Here is a 25,154-nt window from a genome sequence, read left to right as displayed (position 1 = left end):
ACTAATATTTTAAAAATCGATAACTAGAATAAAGTAAACGTATTCCAGTTATCGATTTTTATTATTTAATTTAACAAAAAGTCTTGTAATTGTATGTAATTAATGAGATAATAATAAATATAATGTAAAAAAGTAAGAGGAGATATATACTTATGACAAAGATACTTGCTATTAATTCAGGAAGTTCATCATTAAAATTTCAATTATTCGAAATGCCTGAAGAAAAGGTTATTACTAAAGGATTAGTTGAAAGAATAGGAATTGAAAATAGTATGTTTACTATTGAATACAATGGTGAAAAAATTAAAGAAACACTAGATATTCCTAATCATGATGTAGCAATAGAAATGTTACTTGAAAAATTAACTAAACTAGGAATAGTTAATGATGTTAAAGAAATTGAAGGAGTTGGACATCGTGTAGTTCATGGTGGGGAATTTTATGATTCATCAGTATTAGTTACAGATGAAGAATTAGCAAAAGTTGATTCTATAGAGGATTTAGCGCCATTACATAATCCAGCTAATATAAAAGGAGCACGTTCATTCCAAAAAGAACTACCAGGAGTACCAAACGTATTAACATTTGATACAGCATTCCACCAAAGTATGCCAAAAGCAACATATATGTATGCAGTTCCTCGTGAATTTTACGAAAAATACGGTGTTCGTAAATATGGTGCACACGGAACAAGTCACAGATACGTTAGTGAGAAGGTGGCAGAATTATTAGGAAAAGACCCTAAAGAACTTAAAACTATCTCATGCCATATCGGTAATGGAGCTTCAATATGTGCTGTTAAATATGGAAAATCATTTGATACATCAATGGGATTCACACCTCTTTCAGGGCTTGTAATGGGAACTAGAACAGGGGATATTGATCCAGCAACTATACCATATATTGCTAAAAAAACGGGATTATCTTTAGAAGAAATCGTTCGTATTTTCAACTTTGAATCAGGACTTAAAGGTATTTCAGCTTTATCATCTGATTTACGTGATATAGAAGATGTAAGAGATACAAATCCATATGCAGCAGAAGCTGTTGAGGTTTATATTAATAGAATTAAAGAATATATCGGAGCTTATGCAGCAGCAATGAATGGAGTAGATGCCATTGTATTCACAGCAGGTGTTGGAGAAAACGCAACGTGGGTACGTGAAGAAGTATTAGAAGGTCTAACATTCTTAGGAGTAGAAGTAGATAAAGAGAAAAACAACGTTCGAGGCAAAGTTGCAGAAATTTCTACAGAAAATTCTAAAGTAAAAGCATTTGTTATTCCGACTGATGAAGAGGTTATGATCGCTCGCGATACATATAACTTATCTAAATAAATTTTAAAATGATAAGGCTGGGGGATTTTCTCCAGCCTTTTTAAATTAAGAAAGGATAGTATGCAAAATATATTTGAACAAAAATTTGGTAAAGCTATAGATATTTTAAAAATAATTGAAAAAAATGGCTATGAAGCATATTTCGTAGGTGGATGTGTTAGAGATTATTTACTGGATGTAGACTTTTCAGATATAGATGTAACTACCAATGCATTACCCGAACAGGTAAAAGAAATATTTGGGAAAACTATTGATACAGGCTTGCAACATGGGACTGTTACAGTAATATTCAAAGGAGAAGCTTATGAAATTACTACGTTCAGGACTGAATCTGATTATAGTAATCATCGTGTGCCGGATAAAGTAGAATTTGTGAGAAATCTAAAAGAAGATTTAGATAGAAGAGATTTCACCATAAATGCTATGGCAATGGATTCTAGAGGGGGAATATATGATTTTCACAATGGTGTAACTGATTTGAAGAATGGAGTAATTAGAACGGTAAATAACCCAAGTGAGAGATTCTATGAAGATGCGCTTCGTATGTTGCGCGCATTTCGGTTTTCATCGAAACTAAATTTTGAAATAGAAGAAAGTACTTTTTTTGCTATTAAAAAAAATGCAAAGTTAATTGAATTTGTATCAGTAGAGAGAATAGTAAGCGAATTTAAAAAGTTATTAGCTGGTGTGGGATGTAAAAATTCTTTAGAAAAATTGATTTCAAGTGAAATACATAAGTACATTCCTTTTTTAAAATATATAAAAACTTATCAAGACTTATCTCCTTATACTTTTACTCAGAGTTTATATTATTTATCTTATTTTAACAATATTGATTCAGTTGAGCTGAAAAAACTGAAATTATCAAATATTGAAATAAAACAAATTAAGAAATATGAAAATATAAAATATGCTTTAGATAGTAATACGCCTTTAGAACTTATTTTGTATAAACATGAAAAAGAAGATGTTCAATTTGTTTCAGAATTATTTAAATATTATACAACAGAATATATAGCTAATATTAGATTGAAAATACATTCTTTTTATGATGTTGAAATAACTTCAAAAGAGATTATAGATACAATTAATTTAAAACCAGGGCCATGGATTAAAGATATAATAAGTCAAATAGAAAAAAATATACTTTTAAACAAGCTGAATAATAGAAAAGAAGAAATTATAGATTTTCTTTTAAAAATAAAGTGATAATAAATAATTAGCAAGAGAGTGTGGTGAGAGAATTGAAAGGAAAATACTTTTGTATTGTAGATATAGAGCTGACTGAAGAAAAGGAGATTATTCAGTTTGCTGCAAAAAAGATAGATTTTAATTTTAGAGTTATTAATAGTATAAATTATTACATAAAACCTATTCAAAGTGACATAACTAGTTTTGTAACTGATTTAACAGGAATAACAAATGAAATATTAAGGGATAAACCTAGTTTTAGAAAAGTTTCAAAAGTATTATATGAATATATAAAAGATGGTATTTTAGTATGTCATGGACTACAATCAGATTATTTAATACTAAAAAAACATTTTCAAGATATAGGTATTGAATATTCTCCTTCAATGTCTTTGGATACTGTAGAATTAGCTAGATTATTTTTACCAACACAATCAAGCTATAGATTATCAGATTTAGCCGCTTCTCTTAACATTTATTCTAGCGATAATTATCACAATGCAGTTATTGATGTAAAAGCTACCGCTAAACTATTAGAAACAATAGCTTTAAAAATACCATTGATTCAGAAAGAAAACTATAATAAAATTTGTAAATTATTAAAAAAAGTAGATAGTAATATAGCTTTGTTTTTAGAATATTACAAAAATAATAATTTAACATCAGATATTATTTGTGATAAACGGGATTATATAGTTTATGACGGTGTTAAATTTAACAAACTTAAATTAGTAATTAAAGAGAAAAAAAATAACGGTAGAATATTGTTTTCATCAATTGACGTAGATGATTATATAAGTAAGTTTAACATTGATGACTATACAGTTCTTAAGAAAAAAAGTGATTATATATCTTTGGACATTTTTTCTTTATTATCTAAAAAGAAGGATTTAAATCTATACAAATTACTTGTAAAATTATATATATGGATATTAGAAACTACTAACGGAGATTTATCAGAGTTAAATTTGCTTTACCTGGAAAGACTATATTTAGAAGAGTGTAGAGAAGCTTTGGAATTATCTTCTAATTCTTATTATTTTGATGAAAAAAAACAGTTAGCAAAAGGATCGTCTAATGTTATTGTTAATTATAATAATTTAGAATATATACTTAACAATGATGAATTTTCTAATTATACACTAATTTTTGAAAATAAAAAAATACTGGGAAATGAATTAGATTCAAACAATATAAAAGAGTATCGGTATAAATCAGTAATAACTGAGTTAAATATTGCTATTTCTCAAAATCCAAGTGATAAAAAGTTGAAAGTAATTAAAGAAAATTTAGATAGTCTTATTAAATTTTTACACGAAATGTATATTTCAGAAAGTTTAGTTTTATATAATGAAAGCTTAGAGTATATTTTACAAGACATAGCAGTTCTTCAAGATAGTTTAAAAAATATTAAAAGATATCTTCCAATTACACGTGATTTTTGTAAACAATTAACGAATGCTTTATTAAATAATAAAAATAGTTATACATTTGATATTCTCTACCAAGAATCTACACTAGTATTATTGGTAATAGATGACAAAAAAGTTAAAACTCTTATAAATACTATTAATAGACACGACTGTCAATATTTAGATATGCCAAACAAAGTATCTTTGATTTATATTAAAGACGAAAAAGAATTAATGTCTTCAAAATTTTCGGGATCGGTACTTTATGTTTTTGAGAGTACTAAGTATAAAAATCTCTACTTTAGTAAGAGAGAGAGAAAAACGTATGTTAAATATATTAATTTTTCATTAAAAGATAGTTTTGCTCAATTATACATGGATGTTATTAAAAATAATAAAGTAATATGTAGGTGTTATGCCACTAGAGATATTTTAAATTATAAGTATTATCTGAAGAATCTTTTTGATACTATTGTTGTTCTTAAAGATTTAGAATATTAATCAAAAACTTAAAACAGGACCATTTAAAATTCTTTATTTTTGTGGTATAATTTGTGTAGTTTGTATATAACTAATAATATTAAAATTTGTAAAAATTTCTTTTAATCAAAATAATTTAGAAGAAATTGTAATTTAAAAAATATTAATAATGGAGGAGGTATTCTAAGTTGAATATCAGTAACTTAAAAGAGAAATTAGGAGAAAAAGTGACTCTTGGAGCTTGGATTGCTAACAAAAGAAGTAGTGGAAAAATTGCCTTTTTCCAATTACGTTATGGAGCAGGATTTGTTCAAGCTATTGCCTTAAAAGAGAGTCTTGGAGAAGAAAAGTATCAACAATTACGTCATTTACCACAAGAGACATCTTTAAAAGTGACTGGATTAGTTAAAGAAAATGATCGTGAATTATCAGGAATTGAGTTGGAAATCGAAAGTTTTGAGGTCATTTCAGAAGCTATTGATTATCCAATAACTCCAAAAGAGCATGGAGTAGAGTTTTTAGCGGATAATCGTCATATTTGGATTCGTTCTAAAAAACAACACGCTATTTTGACAATAAGAAATCAAATTATAAAAGCAACATATGATTTCTTTGAGAAGGAAGGTTTTATTAAAACAGATCCACCTATCCTTACTTCTTCAGCGCCAGAAGGAACAACAGAACTTTTTAATACTAAATATTTTGATGAGGAAGCCTATCTTTCTCAATCAGGTCAACTGTATCTTGAAGCGACTGCAATGGCGTTTGGAAAAGTCTTTTCATTTGGGCCTACATTTAGAGCTGAAAAATCTAAAACACGTCGCCATTTAATTGAATTTTGGATGATTGAAGCAGAAATGGCATTCTGTAATCATGCAGAAAGTTTAGCTCTACAAGAAGCATATGTAAATTACTTATTAACAGAAGTACTTGAAAAATGTCAAGAACAACTTAAAATTTTAGGACGTGATTTAGAGGCTCTTAACAATGCTCGTGGAGAATTCCCACGTATAAGATATAAAGATGCTATAAAATTATTAAAAGATAATGGTTTTGATGATATAGAGTATGGAGATGATTTCGGTTCACCTCATGAAACATTTATTGCTAATAGCTATAATAAACCAGTATTTATTACTCACTGGCCACTAGATATAAAACCATTTTATATGATAGAAGATCCAGAAGAACCAGGTGTAGTATTATGTGCAGACCTTATTGCACCGGAAGGATATGGTGAAATTATTGGTGGTTCTCAACGTATAGATGATTATGATAAACTATTAGAAAATATTAAAAAACATGACCTTAATCTTGATGCATATGGATGGTATTTAGATTTACGTAAATATGGTTCTGTAGAACATGCAGGATTTGGTTTAGGTCTTGAAAGAACGGTAGCTTGGATTACTGGAAATGGTCACGTTCGCGAAACAGTACCATTCCCTCGTTTATTAAACAGGCTGACACCATAGGAGTATCTAGCTATGATCAATATCAATACAAACGGTTTGTTAGTTGATGCTGATTTTTTAATGAATTATAAGAATTTTAACTTATCTGAAGAAGAGGCTATGTTCCTTCTTCAGATAAATTATTTAACAGAACAGGGAAAAAAACTATTTTCTGTTAATTCCTTTGCGGTCGCGTTAAATTTATCTGAACAAGATATTTTTGAACAAATAAATAATTTATTAAATAAAAAAGTTATCAGATTAGCTAATGATAATAAAATAGAGTTTCTTATTTTTACTAAAGATGATAAGTACTATACGTTAAGAGAACTTTTAAAATTAGTGGAAAGAGTAACAATAAAAGTGTTAACATCAAAGGAATTAGATATAGTTACATCATGGTTTGATAAGAAATATACAAAAAAAGATATAGATGAGGCTCTAAGTATTTCTAGGAATATAAGCTATGTTAATGGAATTTTAAATAATAAGGTATCTCAAATTGATGATGAAGATCAAGGAGGTAGTAAGTTAGGTTATGACTGGTTTAACAAATAAAGAAAAAAAGATAAAAGCACAACAAATTATTGAATATCTCGATAAAGTTTTTCCAAATGTAGATTGCGAACTAGATTTTTCTAATAATTTAGAACTAATTATAGCAGTTCTTTTATCTGCGCAATGTAAAGACGAATATGTAAATAGAGCTACAGTTAGTTTATTTAAGCACTATAAAACAATAGATGATTATGCGGATGCTAGAGTAGAAGATATAGAAAAACACATACGAACACTCGGGCTATATAAAGCTAAATCAAAAAATATTGTGGGTATGGCTAATATGTTAAGAGATGTATATAACTATGATATTCCAAAAACTAGAGAAGAATTAGAAACCCTTCCTGGAGTTGGGAGAAAAACGGCAAATGTTGTACTTGCTGTTGGATTTAATGTACCAGCTATAGCTGTTGATACACATGTAGAGCGTGTAGCGAAGATGTTTGGATTAGCAGACAAAAAAGACAATCCTCTTCAAGTTGAGAAAAAGCTCATGTCAATATTTCCTATGGAAAGTTGGGGACGTATACATCATCAATTAATTCACTTGGGTCGATATAAATTACCTGCAAGAGGTGAAAAAATTATTGACCCTGAATTAGAGAAATTATTAATTTAATTATAATAAGGAGAAGTGAAATTATGCTATATATTTTTATATTCGCGCTTGCTTTTATTTTATTTGATCAAGGAAGTAAGTACTATATTGTAGAAAAAATGACTTTAGGCCAAAGTTCAGAGATTATATCTAATTTTTTTAGTATTACTTCTCATAGAAATAGAGGCGCTGCTTGGGGAATTTTACAAGATAGCAGATTATTTTTTTTAGCGGTAACAGTACTATTTTTAGCAATACTTCTTTACTATGTGTACAATCGAAAAAACATATTAACTAAATTTGATATTTTAACTTTTTCACTTATTATGGGTGGTGCAATCGGTAATTTTATTGATAGACTAATCCGTCATGAAGTGGTAGATTTTTTAGATTTTAGAATTTTTAGTTATGATTTTCCAATATTTAATCTAGCAGATTGTTATATTTGTATTGGGGTAGTATTTTTATTAATAAAAATATATAAAGAAGAAAATTAATTATAAGAAGTGATGTTTATTGAAATAAGTTTCATAAAACATCATTTTTTGATTGAAAGGAAGATATATGTATTATAAAATTTATCATAGTCCAATTGGAAAACTTTATTTAGTTTCTGATGGAGTATATTTAACAGGCTGTTATTTAGAAAATCAGAAATATTTTCCGAATAAATTAAATTACTGGAAAGAAAATAAGGATTTAATGATATTCAAAAATAGCGAAGACTGGTTGAAAAAATATTTTAATAAGGAAAATCCAGATATTGATAATGTTGATATAAAATTTGAAGGAACTGATTTTAGGATATTAGTATGGGAGATATTAAGAAAAATACCGTATGGAAAAACTACAACATATAAAGATATTGCAGATGAGATAGTTAAAATAAAAGATTTGGATAATATGTCAGCTCAAGCAGTGGGAAATGCAGTTGCTCACAATCCACTATTAATATTTATACCATGTCATAGAGTTGTAGCGAAAAATAAGTCTTTAGTAGGATTTGCAGCAGGAATTGAAAATAAAAAAATATTGTTAGATTTAGAAGGAAATAATTAGTATGCATAAATGCTTTTAATACTTCATTATTAGAAGAATAGCTTAAAATATGGTATAATTAATTGATTATACTGTTTATAGGAGAAACAAATGGATAAGAAAAAAATAGTATTTATGGGAACTCCCAAGTTCGCTGTTCCTGTATTAGAAATGTTAATAGAAAAATACGGAGTAGATTTAGTAATAACTCAACCTGATAAAAAAGTAGGAAGAAAAAAAGTTTTAACTGCACCACCAGTTAAGGTTATTGCTGAAGAAAAAGGTATAAAAGTATTACAGCCCGAAAAAATTTCGAATGATGAAAATGTTTTATCAGAATTAAAAGAATTAAATCCAGATATTATTATCACTGCAGCATATGGGCAATTAGTACCAGAGACTATATTAGAAATACCTAAATATAAATGTATAAATGTTCATGGTTCATTGCTTCCAAAATTAAGAGGGGGGGCGCCAATTCAGTATTCAATTTTAGAAGACCATGGAAAAACAGGAATTACTATTATGTATATGGTAAAAAAATTAGATGCTGGAGATATGATATCTAAAGTAGAAGTAGATATATTAGATAGCGATAATTATGAAAGTCTACATGATAAACTTTCAATTGCAGGAAGGGATTTATTAAAAGAAACTTTACCGAATATATTTACAGGAAATATTGCTCCAGAAAAACAAGATGATTCATTAGCAACATTTGCTCGTAATATTCTCAGAGAAGATGAGAAGATAGATTGGAATAAATCAGCAAGACAAATATTTAATCAAATTCGAGCATTAGATCCTACACCAGGAGCATTTACATATTTGGATGAAAATGTACTTAAAATTTGGAATAGTGAAGTAGTTGACTTAGAAGAAAACTTTTCATCGAAAAAAGTAGGAACTATAATTAAACAAGATAAAAAACATATTTACCTTCTTTGCGGAGAAAATACAGTACTTAAAGTTAAAGAATTACAAATATCAGGGAAAAAACGTATGCCAGTTGTTAATTTTTTATCAAATAAAAAAGATTATGTTGGAACAATTTTAGGTGGAATTAATGAGTAATATAAATACAAGAAAGATTTCATATGAAATTCTTTATGATATATTTCAAGAAGATGCCTATAGCAATATTACGTTAAATAAGTATTTTAATAAATATAAACTTGAAGAACAGGATAAACGTTTTATTAGCGAGGTAGTATACGGTACTATCAAAAATAAAATGTACTTGGAACATATATTAAAAAATTATTCAAAAGGTAGGGTTAAGTCTAAGGCTAAAATAATCATAATAATGGCTATTTATCAACTTTTATATATGGATAAAACTCCTAGTTTTGCAATAATAGATGAAGCGGTAAAACTATCAAAAAAAATATTAGGGAATATAACAGGGAATTTTGTTAATGGTATTTTGCGTAACATTGAGCGTAATTTAAATGATTTAGCATTAAAGTATAAAAATAAGGAAGAAAAGTTTTATATAGAGAATAGTTGTCCGGAAGAGTTATACAGTATTTTGAAGCGACAATATGGGAAAGAAAAAGCACAGAGTATTGTAAAATCGTTTAATTCTAAGAGTAAGAATAGTATTCGTTATAATCCTTTAAAAATATCAAAAGAGAGTTTAGTAGAAAAATTAGGTTCTAATGCTTTATCTAGTGATATATGTGAGGATAGCTTATTATTAAATAAATTAGACATAAATAATAAATATTTTAAAGAAGGATATTATATTGTTCAAGATGAGGCTAGTTCACTTGTTGCTTGTGCTATAGGAGAGAATGTTAGTACTAAATATAACATATTAGATACATGCGCTGCTCCAGGTGGAAAAAGTCTACATATTGCAAGTAAGTATTTTAATTCAAGTTTAATTTCATGTGATAAATATATACATAAATTGAAACTAATCCAAGAAAATATAAAGAAACTAGAAATAGATAATATTAAAACGTATGAGCAGGATGCAACAAAATGTAATATCGATTTTTTAAATAATTTTGATATTGTTATTTGTGATGTTCCGTGTTCTGGTATAGGTGTTATCAAAAATAAACCTGAAATTAAGTATAAAATTACTGATAAATACATAGAAAGCATAGCAGCTTTACAATATAAGATTATAGAAAATAGTAAAGGCTACGTAAAAGTAGGTGGGGTTCTTGTCTACTCTACATGCACAATCGATAAGAGAGAAAATATAGAAAATATAGAACGGTTCTTAAATGAAAATAAAGATTTTAGACTAGAGAAAATAACTTTAAATAATAGTAAAGTGAAAGTTCAAGATAATGGTACGATAGAAATATTACCAGATGATTATGAATGCGATGGATTTTTCATCGCTAAATTAAGAAAAATGGAGGAAAAATGTTAATTACAGATTTTAAAGGCTATAAAAAGTCTAGATGGTTAAAAGATTTCGAAAAGATGTCTATATACTCTATACGCCTAGATCAACTAGAAGAGTATTTAGTTAGCATAGGTGAGAAAAAATTCAGAGCAAAACAAATTTATGATTGGTTATATAAAAAACGTATTACTAGTTTTACAGAAATGAAGAATGTTCCAAAATCTTTACAAGAAAAACTAGCAGAAGAGTTTGAGATAACAACCCTTAATACGATTATAAAGCAAGAATCAATAGATGGTACGATGAAGTTTTTATTTGAATTGCAAGATAAGTATACTATTGAAAGTGTTCTTATGAAGAATAAATATGGAAATTCTTTATGTGTTACAACGCAAGTAGGTTGTAGAATTGGATGTACATTTTGCGCTTCAACGTTAGGAGGACTAAAGCGTAATTTAGAAGCGGGTGAGATAGTATCACAAGTTCTGAAAGTTCAACAAGAACTGGATAAAAGAGGAGAAAGAATTTCTAGTATAGTAATTATGGGAATTGGGGAACCTTTTGAGAATTATGATGAAATGATGGACTTTATAAAAATTGTAAATAGTGATGAGAGTTTTAATATTGGTGCTCGCCATATCACAGTTTCTACATCAGGAATAGTTCCTAAAATTTATGATTTTGCAAATGAAAAAATTCAGATTAATTTTGCAGTTTCACTGCATGCACCAACAAATGAATTACGTAGTAAAATAATGCCAGTTAACCGTGCTTATAATATTGACAAACTTATGGAAGCATTAAAATACTATCAAAAAACTACAAATCGCCGTATTACATTTGAATATGGCCTTATGGGTAAAGTAAACGATCAACGAGAACATGCGGAAAAACTATCTGAAATTATTAAAGATTTAAATTGCCATGTAAACCTAATTCCTATAAACTATGTTCCAGAACGTAATTATGTAAGAACGAGTAAAAATGATATTTTCGCATTTGAAAAAGTATTGAAAAAAAATAGAGTAAATGTAACTATAAGAAGAACACAAGGAGATGATATAGATGCAGCTTGTGGACAGCTTAGAGCGAAAGAACGTAAAGACGAGGTAAAAGGAGGAATTCCAGATGCCACTAGTATATTCGTATAATAGTAATAAAGGTAGAAAATTAAAAAATGAAGATGCAGTAAGTGTTGTTAAAAATAAACAAGGCGAGGCACTTGCTATAATTTGTGATGGTGTTGGAAGTCACAGCAATGCAGCATATTCAAGTAATTATATAGTTTCTACTTTGGAAAAAGATTGGCAAAACTTAACATTTGCTAATTTTAATAATATGAAAAATTGGTTGTATGACAAAATTGAAAAATTGAATAAAGAATTATTTGAAAAATCTAAATCTAAAAATAAAAAAATGGGTACAACAATTGTTGCAGTAGCAACTTTTGATGATCAAGTAGTGGTCTATAATATCGGAGATAGTAGAGCATATGGAATTACTAGTGACAATGAAATGAGTGTTGTTACTATCGAAGATTCATTTGTAGGTGCCTTGATTCATGCAGGTGTAATTACAGAAGAGGAAGCCAAAACTCATCCAGAAAAGCATGTACTTACACAAGCACTAGCTACTAGGGAAAGAATAGATTTGCATACTTTCATAGATGATTTATCAAAATATGATTACTTTTTGATTTGTTCAGATGGTTTAACTAACATGTTAGATGAGGAAGAGATTAAAGAAATAATTCGCCAAGAAGAATTATCTATAGCTGTTGAAAAATTAATAAATCTTAGTGTTGAGCGCGGTGGCGTAGATAATATATCTGTAGCGATATTAAAAAATTTAAGGGGTGACAATAGTGATAAATAATATAATATGCAATAGATACAAAATACTAGATCATCTCGGAACTGGTGGGATGGCAACGGTATGGTTAGGGTATGATACGATATTAGATCGTAAAGTAGCTATAAAGACATTTAAAATAGATGCTAATGATACAGATGCGGTAAAAAGGTTTAATAGGGAGGCTAAGGCTGTTACTAGTCTTTCACATCCTAATATTGTTTCAATTTATGATGTTGAAAATGAAGGGGATTTTTATTATCTTATATTAGAATATGTTGAAGGGATGACACTAAAAGACTATATGGCAAAAAATCCTAAAATGCCTGTTGAAACTATTGTCCATATTGCAAAACAGATTGCTGATGGACTTAGTCATGCTCATCAAAATGGTATTATTCATAGAGATATAAAACCTCAAAATATTTTAATGAATAATGATTTAACTTGTAAAATTACAGATTTTGGTATTGCAAGAGCCTATGGAGATACTACTCTGACACAAACTAATCAAATGTTAGGAACTGTTTATTATTTATCTCCAGAACAGGCACGTGGGAATGTTGCAACAGCACAGAGTGATATTTATTCTTTAGGTATTTTAATTTTTGAAATGATTACTGGACAGATTCCATTTAAAGGAGAGTCTGCAGTTGCTATTGCATTAAAACATTTACAAGAAGAATTACCTGATATTGACAGATATAGAGAGAATGTGCCTCAAAGTGTAAAAAATATTGTATTAAAAGCAACTATGAAAAATCCAAATGAACGTTACATTAGTTCTAAAGAATTAGCAGTTGACTTAAGTACAGTTTTAAATCCAGAACGATTGTATGAAAATAAATATACTGGATTTAAGATTTCAGATACTAAATATTCTAACACGCAAAATTATAACCAAACTCAGTATGTTGATGTACGTGATATCGAATCTAGTTATGCAAATACTAGTTATCAAAACCAAGAGTTTTACGATGACTATAATGATAATGAAAAACATACACAGGATAGATATAATAAAAATAAGGGGAGCTATAAAAATAATTATCCAGATAAAAAAGAGAAAGAAAAGACTTCTAGAGCGAAACATATTATTTTAGCAATTTTAGCTATAATAGCGATAGTTGTTGGTTCGTTCTTTGCGTATAATTATATTATAGGAGCAGATAGTGTGTCTGTGCCCGATGTAAAAAATAAAACAGTTGAAGAAGCTAAAGTGTCGATTGTAAAAGCAGGATTAGAAGTGGGGGATATTACTGAAGTCGCAAGTGACGATGTCAAGGAAAATACGGTAATAGAAACAGATCCTAAAGCAGGTAAAAAAATAAGAAAAGGATCTAAAGTAGATTTACGTGTTTCTTCTGGAAAGAAAACAGTTGATATGCCAAATTATATTGGGTTGGATGAAGATACAGCAAAACGAAATGCAGCAAAACTTGGTTTTAAAAATATAACAGTAGAAAAAGTTGAGAGCGATAAGTATGATGCAGGTAAAGTTGTTTCTCAAAATATTACAGCAGGTACAGAAATAGTTCCAAAAGATAGAGAATTAATTATTAAAGTTTCTACAGGTAAGAAAAAAATAACAATGCCTAATCTAATTGGCGAGGATAGAAGCACGGTTGAGAGCTTAGTTTCTTCATATGGTTTTAGAAATGTATCTTATAAAGAGGAATACTCTGATCAAGAAGAAGGAACTGTTATTTCTCAAAGCATTAGAAGTGGAACTAGTATTATTCCTAGTGAGGAATCATTAGAGATAGTTGTGTCTAAAGGAAAAAATAGATTGAAACCATCAAATCCTAACGATAGTAATGGAAATGACTTTGGTAATACAAATAATAATACAGGTGGAAATAGATCAGGAAGAAATAATAATTAGTATTAATGAGTGATGACTGAAAATCACAATTTTCTCATCACTCTCTTTTATATGGTGATTATATGAATATGACATTAAAGAAAAAATTAGAATCTTTACCTAGTAATCCAGGTTGTTATTTATATAAAGATAATATCGGAGAAATTATTTATGTAGGTAAAGCTAAAAATTTAAAAAATAGGGTTAAAAGTTATTTTACAGGCTCTCATAATAAAAAAACTCAAATACTTGTTTCTAAAATAGAGGATTTAGAGTACATTATTGTAAATTCAGAAAAAGAAGCTTTGATTCTCGAAAATAACCTAATTAAAAAATATAGACCTTATTATAATATAAGACTAAAAGATGATAAAAGTTATCCGTATTTAATGATTACAAAAGAAGAACATCCACGACTTGTTTTAACGAGGAAGTATAAAAAAAATAATAAAAATATTTATTTTGGACCTTATGTTGATAGTAAGTCAGCATCTAGGGTAAAGCAAATACTTGATAAAATCTATCCTTTACGTCGATGCAATCCTGTAGAAAAACGCCCATGTATGTATTATCAAATAGGAGAGTGCATAGGACCATGTGCAAAAGAAATATCGCAGGAAGAATATAAAAAACAAATTGCTAAAATTCGTAGTTTTTTAAATGGTGATACTAAAGAAATATTAAATGATCTATCTGAAAAAATGAAAAATCATATAAATAATTTGGAATTTGAATCAGCTGCACAGATTCACAATTTTATAAAATCAATTGAAGTATCAATAGAAAATCAAGTTGTATCAGATAGTGGCAAAATTGATAGAGATTACATAGGTTTTTGTTATAATTCAGAATATATTTGTATACAAATATTTATTTCTAGACTTGGTAATATAATAGAGAGAAAGGTTGAATATTTTTCGCTTTATGATAAGCCAGAACAAATTGTATATTCTTATTTGATGCAATATTATACAGTTAATAAGCTCCCTAAAGAGATTTATATTAATATCGAAAATATTGATTTATTAAGTGAAGTTATTGGTGTTAAAACAATTATACCAAAAAGAGGGACTCATCGTAAAATTTTAGATACAGTTGAAGAAAATGCAAAATACTTCTTAAACAATAATCTTGAGACTGAAGAACTAAAAGAAAGAAAACTTCAAGTTACACTTAATAACATAGCAGAAAAATTAGGGGTGAATTCTATCAATAGTATAGATGCTTTTGATAATTCAAATATAATGGGGGTGGATGCGGTCTCTGTTAAAGTTAATTTTACAAATGGTAAGAAAAATCCCTATAAATATAGAAAATTCAAAGTTAAAGAAACTCAAGGAATTAATGATGTTGGTACTATGAAAGAAGTTCTGTATAGAAATTATAAAAATGGGAAAACTAATACAGAATTACTTATTATAGACGGAGGAAAGAGTCATTTAAATGCTGCGATAGAAATTGTCCATGATAAATTAAAATTATACGATGTGAAGATAATAGGATTGGTTAAAAATGATAAACATATTACAGAATATATAATAACAGATGATTATGAAATCATTGAATTCCCAAAAAAATCTGCAGAATATCTATTTTTCAAACAAATTCAAGATGAGGTGCATAGGTTTGCAATAACATATCATCGTGCTACAAAAACTAAAAATATGTTTACTTCTAGTTTAGATAATATTTCAGGTATAGGAAAAGCAAGGAAACAAGTGCTCCTAAAATCATTCTCATCTATTGAGGAGATAAAGAATGCTCGAGAGGAGAAGTTAATAGAGTTAGGTATTCCTAAAAATATTGTAAAAAAATTAAAAACGGAATTATAATAACAATTCCACTTATAATAAAGTTATCTTAATTTTTTCTAAAAAAAATATACGGATAACTTTATTTTTTTGAAATATTCTATAGTATTATATATAAAAATATGGTATAATAACATAAATGATAATAAAATGAATCGAGGAGGCAACTATGAAATTTTTATCTTTCAGTTATAACGATAAGGAATTATACGGAGTAAAAGTAAAACGTGAAGAAAGTGCTTGGGATTTAATAAAAGTATTAGAAGATTTTGATAATGAAAACATAATTCCGAAGACATTAAGAGAAGCTATAGAAGTATATGGTGTTTCTTTTATTGAAAAAGTAAGAAAAGTATTAAAAGTCGTAGAAGAAAGTGGTAAAGCAAATGATTATAAAGTACCATTTGATAAAATAATTTGGCGTTCACCTATTACAAGAACACCTAAAAATATTTTATGTGTAGGACATAATTATGAAGCTCACGTTAACGAACTAGGGGATGAACTTGCGAAAACTCCAAAAGATGTTCTCATCTTCACAAAAGCTACAACAGCATTGGCAGGAAATAATGAGGTGGTTCCTTCTCATAAAGATATCACTGATAGTTTAGATTATGGAGCAGAACTAGCTGTTGTTATTGCTAAACCAGGGAAAAATATATTAAAACCCCTTGTCCTTGATTATATCTTTGGATATACAATTATGAATGATATCACAGCTACTGATTTACAATATAAACACGGTCAATTTTTCCTAGGAAAATCGTTAGAAAAATCTGCGGTTGTAGGTCCATATTTAGTTACTAAAGATGAAGTTAGTTCTCCGGAATCAATGGGAATTGTTACAAAACTTAATGGGGAAATTAAACAAAACGCAATGACATCAGAAATGTTATTTAGAGTAGATGATGTATTAGCAGAAATTAGTAAAATTGTTCCTTTAGAAGCAGGGGATATTATTGCAACAGGTACACCAGCGGGTGTTGGTGCTGCGCAAAATCCACCTAGATTCTTAAAAAAAGGAGACGAAATAAAAATTACTGTTGAAGGTATAGGTACTTTAACAACAGTTATTGGAGAATAGAAAGGATAAATCATGGCTAAAAAAGCAAAAGATAAATTCGTTACACATATAGAAAAAGATGATATAAAAGCACGTCAAGCAGCCATTAATGAAGCTATAAAAGTAATTGAGAAAGAGTACGGTAAAGGTGCAATAATGGATATTTCATCTGAAAATCCAATTAAAGTTGAAGCTGTATCTTCAGGGTCATTGGCTATTGACTCTGCATTAGGTATTGGTGGATATCCAAAAGGGCGTATAGTAGAAGTATATGGTCCAGAATCATCAGGAAAAACAACTATAGCGTTACATGCTATAGCAGAAGTGCAAAAAACAGGAGGAATTGCAGCATTTATCGATGCTGAAAATGCTCTGGATATTGAATATGCAAAGGCTCTTGGAGTTGACTTTACACCTGGTAAATTTTTCTTATCACAACCAGATAGTGGTGAACAAGCATTAGATATTGCAGAAAAATTAATTTTATCAGGAGCAATTGATATTATCGTAATAGACTCTGTAGCAGCATTAGTACCAAAAGCGGAAATAGACGGTGTAATGGGAGCTAATCATATAGGTCTTCAAGCAAGACTTATGTCTCAAGCACTACGCAAGTTAACAGGACAAATAAATAAAGCTAATACTATAGCATTATTTATCAACCAGCTACGTGAAAAAGTTGGTGTTATGTTTGGAAGCCCTGAAGTAACAACTGGAGGACGTGCATTGAAATTCTATTCTACAGTACGTATCGATGTACGTAAGGGAGAAGCGATTAAAGGCGCTGACAGTGAGATACTTGGTAATAGAACTAAGATTAAAATAGTTAAAAATAAAGTGGCGCCTCCATTCAAGATTGCTGAAGTAGATATTATGTTTGGTGAAGGTATTTCTAAAATCGGAGAAACGCTTGATTTTGCTGTAGATTTAGACATTATTAATAAATCGGGTTCTTGGTTCTCTTACAATGGAGAGAGATTAGGGCAAGGTCGTGAAAACATAAAAAAAGTATTTGAAGAGAACGAAGAATTGTATAACGAAATCTATCATCTTGTCCGTGAAAAAATTATGAATAAGTCTAATAAATCGGATACTGCTGATGAAAATATTAATCATGATATAAATGAGTTAGATTTAGGAATAGAAACTTTAGGTGAGGTAGAATAGTTAGAAGATGAATAAGAGAATTTTTAAAATTGTATTGTGGATTATGATTTTTGCAATTTTAGCAAGTGGTTTTATATCAGCGATTGCAATTTTCTTATAGTGATTTAGAACATAAAAAAGCAAAAACTCAGATTTAATCTGAGTTTTTGTTTTGAAAATATGTTAAAATAAAAGTATATCAAAACTAGGAGAAATATAGTGGAATTAGTACAAAATATGAATGAAAATCAGCTAAAAGCTATTTTAAAAACTCAAGGAGCAGTTATGGTAATAGCGGGTGCTGGTAGTGGAAAAACACGCGTCTTAACTAATAGAATTGCATATTTGATAGCAGAAAAAAATGTTTTAGAAAGTAATATCCTTGCAATTACTTTTACAAATAAAGCTGCTAAAGAAATGAAAGAAAGAGTTTATAGTCTTGTAGGAGAAACTTCTAAATATATTTGGATAAATACATTTCACTCTATGTGTGTAAGAATTTTACGTCAACATATAGATTTGTTAGGTTATAATAAAAACTTTACAATATTAGATACAAGTGAACAAAAAACAATTATTAAAAATATTGTCAAAGAACTTAATTTATCAGAGGATTCTTATCAACCAAATACTATTTTAAAAATTATATCTAATTCAAAAAATAGTATGATAAGTGTTAATGAAATGAAAGCACAAGCAAGATTCGGATTTATGAAAAATGTGGTTGAAATATATGAATATTATCAAAAATATTTGAAAAAAAATAGTGTTCTTGACTTTGATGATTTGATGTTAAAAACTATAGTTCTTTTTGAAAAACATCCAGAAGTACTGGCTATTTATCAAAATAAATTTGAATACATTCATGTTGACGAATATCAAGATACTAATGTTATTCAATATAAACTTATAAAAATGTTATCAGAAGTTCATAAGAATATCTGCATTGTTGGTGATGATGATCAGAGTATTTATAGCTGGCGTGGAGCTTGTAGCGACAATATTATTAATTTCGAAAAAGATTATGAAGATGTAGAAGTTATTTTTTTAGACCAAAATTATCGCTCTAATTCTACAATATTAGATGCTGCTAATGCTGTTATTAAAAATAATACTGATAGAAAAGATAAAGCATTGTGGTCCGAAAATAAAGGTGGAGACAAAATTACAGTATATGCTGCCACAAACGATAAAGATGAAACTGATGATATTGCTAAGAAAATTTTAGATTTAAAAGCTCAGGGTGTCGATTATAAAGATATTGCCATTTTATATCGAGCTAACTATTTATCGCGTTCTATGGAAAATTCATGTATGGTTTTTGGGATTCCTTATAAATTAATAGGTTCTTTAAAATTCTTACAGCGTCAGGAAATTCGTGATTTATTAGCTTATATGAATGTTATTGTAAATAAAAATGATGAATTTAGTTTAAGAAGAATTATAAATGTTCCAAAACGTGGAATTGGAGCGAGTTCAATGGCTAAGATAGATAATTATGCAGAACAATATGGGTTAAGTCTGTTTGAGGCACTTAAAAATATTGATATGATTGGTGTTTCTAAAAAAATTATAACAAATATACATTTATTAACACAATTAATAGAGAAATATTCACAAACAGAACAGTATTCAATTGAAGATTTAATAGTGGGTATATATAAAGATTCTGGTTATGAAAGCATGTTAAAAGAATCAGCAGATGCGTATGCAGAAAGCAGAATTGAAAATATCTCAGAATTAGTATCTTCTGCAAAACAATTTTCAAGTATGAATGACAATTTAATAGATTTTATTTCAGAAATGTCATTAACATCTGATGCTGATGATGAAAATGAAGATGATTCTGTAGTTCTTTCTACAGTACACGCAGCAAAAGGTCTTGAATATAGAGTTGTCTTTATTATGGGATTAGAAGAAAACTTGTTCCCATCTATTCGTGATGCAGAAAGTAGTGAAGATGAACGCAATAAAATGGAAGAGGAGCGTCGTCTAGCGTATGTTGCAATTACACGAGCAAAAGAAAAATTATTTATGTCATACGCTAATCGTCGTATGCAATTTGGTTCTATTAAAAATAATAAACGCTCTCGTTTTTTAGACGAAGTTCCGAATAAACTTATGCACTTTGAGTCTGGATTCGGTGCAACTGCAAATGATAGCGGAGAGTCTCAATTAGAAAGTGTCACAAAATTTATAAGTAGACTTAGTCCGAAAATAAAAATTGCAGATAAGCCTAAAACTGATGTTAGAACGAATTATGTAGTTGGGGATATAGTAGTTCATAAAAAATTTGGTGAAGGTAAAGTTTTAAGTATTGAGAAAGATAGTGTTAAGGTAGACTTTGAAAAAGTTGGACCGAAAATACTACTTATAGAGTATGCAAATCTTACGAGAAAGGAATAATCTGAAGTGGAACACATAAAAGAGGAAATTTTCAAACTGGTTGCACTGTTAAATAAGTATTCGTATGACTATTATGTAGAAGACAATCCACAAATTAGCGATACTGAGTATGATACATTATACAAACAACTAGAAAAATTAGAACAAGAATATCCAGAATTCATTCTAGACAATTCTCCAACACAAAGAGTGGGAGATAGAGTACTAGATGAATTTGAAAAAGTTATACATAAAGTTCCTATGTTGAGTTTATCAAATACTTTTTCAATAGAAGACTTAAGAGACTTTGATAGTAGGATAAGTAAGTTATCTTCAGATAACAGTATAGAGTATATTTGTGAATTGAAGATAGATGGATTGGCAATTTCAATTAATTATGAAAATGGTAAATTGGTGAGTGCCGCTACACGTGGAGATGGTATGGTTGGAGAGAATGTTACAGAAAATATTAAGACTATATTTTCTATTCCAAAAACTCTTAAAACTAAAAAATCATTTGAAGTTCGAGGAGAAGTATATCTCCCTAAAAAGTCATTTGAACTTCTTAATAAAGAACGTGAAGAAAACAATGAAGTTTTATTTGCTAATCCACGTAATGCTGCAGCAGGATCGCTTAGACAATTAGATTCTAAAATAACGGCTAAAAGAAGATTATCGGCATTTATTTATTCTGTTGTTGGTGATGAAAATATTAACTCACAAAAAATGGCATTGACAGTAGCAGCTGATTTAGGTCTACCAGTTAACCCTAATTTTAAGTTGTGTAAAACTATAGATGAAGTAGTAGATTATATTATGTATTGGGAAGAGCATAAACAAGACTTGCCATATGAAATTGATGGGATTGTTATAAAAGTAAATTCTTATTTATTACAAGAAGAGATTGGAAGTACACAAAAAAGTCCGCGTTGGGCAACAGCATATAAGTTTCCAGAAGAAGAACTCGCGACAAAATTACTGGATATAGAACTGAGTGTGGGAAGAACAGGAATTATAACACCAGTAGCAGTCTTAAATCCTATTAATATTTCTGGATCAACTGTATCTAAAGCTTCTCTGCATAATAAGGATATCATAGATGAATTAGATATTCATATAGGAGATATGGTTGTGGTAAAAAAAGCAGGAGAAATTATTCCGAAAGTAGTTCGAGTAGTCGAAGAATTACGTCTTGCTAATAGTGAAAAATATGTTATGCCTAATATATGTCCATCTTGTAAAAGTAAAACTTTTACAAAAGAAGGCGATCCATTTACAAGATGTTTAAATCCGGATTGCCCAGAACAAAATATTAGAAAAATTATTCACTTTGCATCACGAGAAGCATTAAATATTGAAGGTCTAGGCGATAAAGTAGTAGCAACACTGTATGAAAAAGGAATTATAAAACATACTATAGATTTATTTTCTTTAGATCGTAATAAACTTGTCGAATTAGAACGTATGGGAGATAAATCGGTAGATAATCTTTTAAATGCAATAGAGAATTCAAAGCAAAGTTCACTGGATAAAGTTATTTTTGCGTTAGGTATTTTAAATGTAGGTAAAAAAGCAGGTAAAATTCTTGCAGAATATTATAAAAATTTAACTAACTTTTCTAAAGCAACAGTTGATGAATTATTAGAATTACCTGATATAGGGTTAATCACAGCAGAATCAATAGTAGATTACTTATCAAATGATAATAATCTTAGATTTATTAATGAGTTAATTGAAATTGGTATGAATCCACAATACGAGATACAAAATAAAAATACTGACAATATATTTTCAGGGAAGACAATAGTTCTTACTGGTAAATTAGTTGAACTTACTCGTAATGAAGCCAAAGAATATTTAGAACGTTTTGGTGCTAAGGTAACAGGTAGTGTCACTTCAAAGACAGATTATGTAATTGCTGGAGAAAAAGCAGGATCAAAACTTGCTAAAGCAGAACAACTAGGTATTCAAGTGTTAAGTGAAGATGAATTTATAGATATAATGAAGGAGGTACAATAAATGGATAATAAATTACCATATAAAGTATTTGGGATTGTAATAGCATTTGTATCTGTTGTTACATTTTTTATTATGAATTATAACTCTGTGCCGGTATCATTTATATTCTTTACTTTAAAATTACCTTTAACATTGTTATTCTTTATTTGCTTTTTTATGGGGGGGATTGCTGCTAGTTTTTACTGGTATCAACGTTATAAATCTCTTGCAAAAAAATATGAACGAACTGAAAAATTACTATTTACAAAAGAAAAATTAGAGGATGATTCAGAAGAATAGACAGGTGGTGAAATAATGGGGATTAAGTATAAATGGCTCTATCCTATAAATAATGAAAACTTTCTAATGCAGCTTGAGGAGTACAATATTTCAAAAAATATTGCCAAAATTCTTGATTCTAGAGGAATTCATGAAATAAGTGAAGTAAAAAAATTTTTTTCTGACGATTACGAAGAAGGATATGATCCGTTTTTAATGCACGACATGAAACGTGCAGTTGATCGAATCAACGATGCAATAGAAAATGAAGAGAAGATTCTTGTATATGGGGACTATGATGCTGATGGAATCACCTCAACAGTATTATTAGTGGAAACATTGATATCACTTGGTGCTAATGTTTCGTCATATATTCCTAATAGATTTGATGAAGGATATGGTCCTAATAAAGAGGCATTTACAAAAATTATTGAATCTGGTATTACATTAATTATTACAGTTGACAATGGTATTGCAGGTGTGGAAGAAGTAAACCTTGCAAACGAGCTTGGTTGTGATGTTATTATTACTGATCATCACAAAATTCAAGATGTTATCCCTAGCGCTTATGCAGTTATTCATCCAGAGCATCCAGATGGTAATTATCCATTTGGGAAACTTGCTGGAGTAGGAGTTGCATTTAAACTTGCTCATGCTTTATTAGAAATTTTCCCGGATTTTCTTTTGGATTTAGTTGCAATAGGAACAATTGCAGATATGGTATCATTAACTGATGAAAATAGAATCTTTGTTAAACAAGGATTAGAATTAATTAATGAAGATCCTCGTATCGGGATAAAAATGTTACTAGAATTATCAGGTATTACTTCAAAAGTTGATGAACAAACTATTGGTTTTTATATTGCACCTAAGCTGAATTCTATTGGTCGTATGAGTAGCGCTAAGTTAGGTCTATCTTTTTTAATGGCAGAAGATGCTTACGATGCAAAAATTCTTGCGGAAAAAATAGAAGAGTATAATATTCAGAGGAAGTCTGTTACAGAAGATATAGTGAAGGATATTATTTCAAAAATAGAAAATAGTGATAAGAAAAATAAAAATGTTATTATGATTTATGGAGATTATCATGAGGGTGTTTTGGGTATAGTTGCCTCTAATATTGTGGAAAGATATCAAAGACCGGTTCTTATTATGACTAATAAAGATGGAATCTTAAAAGGGTCTGCGAGAAGTATTTTTGATTTTAATATTTATACTGCCGTAAACAAAATTGGAGATAAATTTATTGCTTATGGTGGACATACATTAGCTGCCGGTTTTTCTTTTGAAGAAAATAATTTTGAAACAATTGAAGAAGAACTTAATAAAGATTTTGCAGAATATAAAAATACAAACGAGTTAAAATCAACAAAAACTATTGATATAGTAACTTCATTAGAAGAAATGAGTTATCAATTTTTAAATTCGTTAGATGCATTGAAGCCTTATGGTATGGACTTTGAGAAGCCAACAATTTTATTAGAGAATGCTAAGATTTTAGATAAAGCATATTTTGGCGCAGAGAAACAGTATATGAGATTAACTATTGCAGACGAGGTTGGAAGTTTAGAATGTATAAGTTTTAAAGAGAATTCGGCTTTCAATTCTATAGAAAAGAATGATATTATTGATTTACTTTGTACTTTAGATAAAAATAATTTTAATGGTCGCACTAAATTACAAGCACATATTATTGATATGGAAATTAAAGAATTTTTATTCGAAGACTTACGTGGAATAAACTTTAATATAGATAATATTCCAAATAATTGCTTAAAACTTTCTAAGCACTTAGTAAATAAAGAGAATAATTTTTATAGTTACAAAGATTTAGCAGATATAGATGAGACATTTGAAAACATTTATTTATTAGATATACCACAAAATCGTAAACAAGTAGAAGAATTATTGGAGTTAAAACCTAAAAAAATACACCTAGTTTGTTCAGAAAGTAAAGTAATGTCTGATATTTATAAAATAGATAAAAATAGATTAATAAAGCTATTTAACCTTCTTATAAACTCATCCAACAAACAAATAAATATATCTCAACATTTGGATTCTATATTAAAAGTGCTGGTTACCAATGTTGATAGTCTTAAAATAATGATACAAATTTTTCAAGAGTTAAATTTAGTTACGGTTGAAAATAATACAATTATTTTAAATCCTGATTATGAAATTGTAGACTTAAAAAAATCTTCAAGTTTTGTTAGAATGGAAAATATTTTCGAAATGGAGAGAATTTTCCTAAAAGAAAGTATAGAGAATATTAATAAAGTATTTTCATAACAACAAATTATTGAACGAAAAAACACTCC

Annotated in this window: 21 protein-coding genes; all 21 read left to right on the top strand. The window is 28.7% G+C overall.

The window, feature by feature from the left end:
- Window positions 1–152 precede the first annotated feature (152 nt).
- The 21 genes from DQN46_RS04460 to recJ all read left to right on the top strand — a co-directional run bounded on the left by DQN46_RS04460 (window position 153) and on the right by recJ (window position 25,125).
- Window positions 153–1,337, top strand: coding sequence for an acetate/propionate family kinase (locus DQN46_RS04460; RefSeq protein WP_004631942.1), 1,185 nt, complete (start codon window positions 153–155; stop codon window positions 1,335–1,337).
- Window positions 1,338–1,397: 60 nt separating this feature from the next.
- Window positions 1,398–2,546, top strand: a complete 1,149-nt coding sequence (locus DQN46_RS04455) for a CCA tRNA nucleotidyltransferase (protein WP_111743164.1) — start codon at window positions 1,398–1,400, stop codon at window positions 2,544–2,546.
- A 26-nt stretch (window positions 2,547–2,572) separates the two neighbouring features.
- Complete coding sequence (locus DQN46_RS04450) at window positions 2,573–4,441, top strand: exonuclease domain-containing protein (RefSeq protein ID WP_224207390.1); 1,869 nt, start codon at window positions 2,573–2,575, stop codon at window positions 4,439–4,441.
- Window positions 4,442–4,608: 167 nt separating this feature from the next.
- Window positions 4,609–5,895 (top strand): asparagine--tRNA ligase, encoded by a 1,287-nt coding sequence (gene asnS, locus DQN46_RS04445; protein ID WP_004631948.1) that lies wholly within the window; start codon window positions 4,609–4,611, stop codon window positions 5,893–5,895.
- A 12-nt stretch (window positions 5,896–5,907) separates the two neighbouring features.
- Window positions 5,908–6,432 carry a hypothetical protein gene (locus DQN46_RS04440; RefSeq protein ID WP_111743162.1) on the top strand — a complete coding sequence of 175 codons (525 nt, stop codon included), beginning with the start codon at window positions 5,908–5,910 and terminating at the stop codon, window positions 6,430–6,432.
- A complete protein-coding gene (gene nth, locus DQN46_RS04435) occupies window positions 6,413–7,051 on the top strand; it encodes an endonuclease III (protein WP_111743161.1) in 639 nt (212 codons plus the stop codon). Before DQN46_RS04440 ends, nth begins: the two co-directional genes overlap by 20 nt.
- A gap of 23 nt (window positions 7,052–7,074) precedes the next feature.
- The gene (lspA, locus tag DQN46_RS04430; protein ID WP_004631952.1) at window positions 7,075–7,527 is read left to right on the top strand and encodes a signal peptidase II; all 453 of its coding nucleotides are present in this window, start codon (window positions 7,075–7,077) and stop codon (window positions 7,525–7,527) included.
- Between the two features lie 67 nt (window positions 7,528–7,594).
- Window positions 7,595–8,089, top strand: coding sequence for a methylated-DNA--[protein]-cysteine S-methyltransferase (locus DQN46_RS04425; protein ID WP_111743160.1), 495 nt, complete (start codon window positions 7,595–7,597; stop codon window positions 8,087–8,089).
- A 90-nt stretch (window positions 8,090–8,179) separates the two neighbouring features.
- Window positions 8,180–9,142, top strand: coding sequence for a methionyl-tRNA formyltransferase (fmt, locus tag DQN46_RS04420; protein ID WP_111743159.1), 963 nt, complete (start codon window positions 8,180–8,182; stop codon window positions 9,140–9,142).
- The gene (gene rsmB, locus DQN46_RS04415; protein WP_111743158.1) at window positions 9,135–10,460 is read left to right on the top strand and encodes a 16S rRNA (cytosine(967)-C(5))-methyltransferase RsmB; all 1,326 of its coding nucleotides are present in this window, start codon (window positions 9,135–9,137) and stop codon (window positions 10,458–10,460) included. The genes fmt and rsmB overlap by 8 nt, the downstream gene beginning before the upstream one ends.
- Window positions 10,454–11,587 (top strand): dual-specificity RNA methyltransferase RlmN, encoded by a 1,134-nt coding sequence (rlmN, locus tag DQN46_RS04410; RefSeq protein ID WP_004631960.1) that lies wholly within the window; start codon window positions 10,454–10,456, stop codon window positions 11,585–11,587. Before rsmB ends, rlmN begins: the two co-directional genes overlap by 7 nt.
- Window positions 11,565–12,311, top strand: coding sequence for a protein phosphatase 2C domain-containing protein (locus DQN46_RS04405; protein ID WP_004631962.1), 747 nt, complete (start codon window positions 11,565–11,567; stop codon window positions 12,309–12,311). The genes rlmN and DQN46_RS04405 overlap by 23 nt, the downstream gene beginning before the upstream one ends.
- A complete protein-coding gene (gene pknB, locus DQN46_RS04400; RefSeq protein ID WP_111743157.1) occupies window positions 12,301–14,172 on the top strand; it encodes a Stk1 family PASTA domain-containing Ser/Thr kinase in 1,872 nt (623 codons plus the stop codon). The genes DQN46_RS04405 and pknB overlap by 11 nt, the downstream gene beginning before the upstream one ends.
- Before the next feature lie 62 nt (window positions 14,173–14,234).
- The gene (uvrC, locus tag DQN46_RS04395; protein ID WP_111743156.1) at window positions 14,235–15,983 is read left to right on the top strand and encodes an excinuclease ABC subunit UvrC; all 1,749 of its coding nucleotides are present in this window, start codon (window positions 14,235–14,237) and stop codon (window positions 15,981–15,983) included.
- Between the two features lie 148 nt (window positions 15,984–16,131).
- Window positions 16,132–17,046 (top strand): fumarylacetoacetate hydrolase family protein, encoded by a 915-nt coding sequence (locus DQN46_RS04390; protein ID WP_111743155.1) that lies wholly within the window; start codon window positions 16,132–16,134, stop codon window positions 17,044–17,046.
- A 12-nt stretch (window positions 17,047–17,058) separates the two neighbouring features.
- Window positions 17,059–18,192 (top strand): recombinase RecA, encoded by a 1,134-nt coding sequence (gene recA / locus DQN46_RS04385; RefSeq protein WP_111743154.1) that lies wholly within the window; start codon window positions 17,059–17,061, stop codon window positions 18,190–18,192.
- Window positions 18,193–18,199: 7 nt separating this feature from the next.
- A complete protein-coding gene (locus DQN46_RS04380) occupies window positions 18,200–18,292 on the top strand; it encodes a DUF4044 domain-containing protein (protein WP_111743153.1) in 93 nt (30 codons plus the stop codon).
- Between the two features lie 98 nt (window positions 18,293–18,390).
- Window positions 18,391–20,577 carry an ATP-dependent helicase gene (locus DQN46_RS04375; protein ID WP_111743152.1) on the top strand — a complete coding sequence of 729 codons (2,187 nt, stop codon included), beginning with the start codon at window positions 18,391–18,393 and terminating at the stop codon, window positions 20,575–20,577.
- Between the two features lie 6 nt (window positions 20,578–20,583).
- Complete coding sequence (ligA, locus tag DQN46_RS04370) at window positions 20,584–22,575, top strand: NAD-dependent DNA ligase LigA (protein WP_111743151.1); 1,992 nt, start codon at window positions 20,584–20,586, stop codon at window positions 22,573–22,575.
- A complete protein-coding gene (locus DQN46_RS04365) occupies window positions 22,576–22,854 on the top strand; it encodes a LapA family protein (RefSeq protein WP_004631977.1) in 279 nt (92 codons plus the stop codon).
- Between the two features lie 15 nt (window positions 22,855–22,869).
- Window positions 22,870–25,125, top strand: a complete 2,256-nt coding sequence (gene recJ, locus DQN46_RS04360) for a single-stranded-DNA-specific exonuclease RecJ (protein ID WP_111743150.1) — start codon at window positions 22,870–22,872, stop codon at window positions 25,123–25,125.
- Window positions 25,126–25,154: the final 29 nt, after the last annotated feature.

This window comes from Gemella morbillorum (assembly GCF_900476045.1).
Lineage (GTDB): Bacteria > Bacillota > Bacilli > Staphylococcales > Gemellaceae > Gemella > Gemella morbillorum.
Note: the sequence above shows the minus strand (reverse complement) of the source record. Positions and strands in the feature narration are given on the sequence as shown.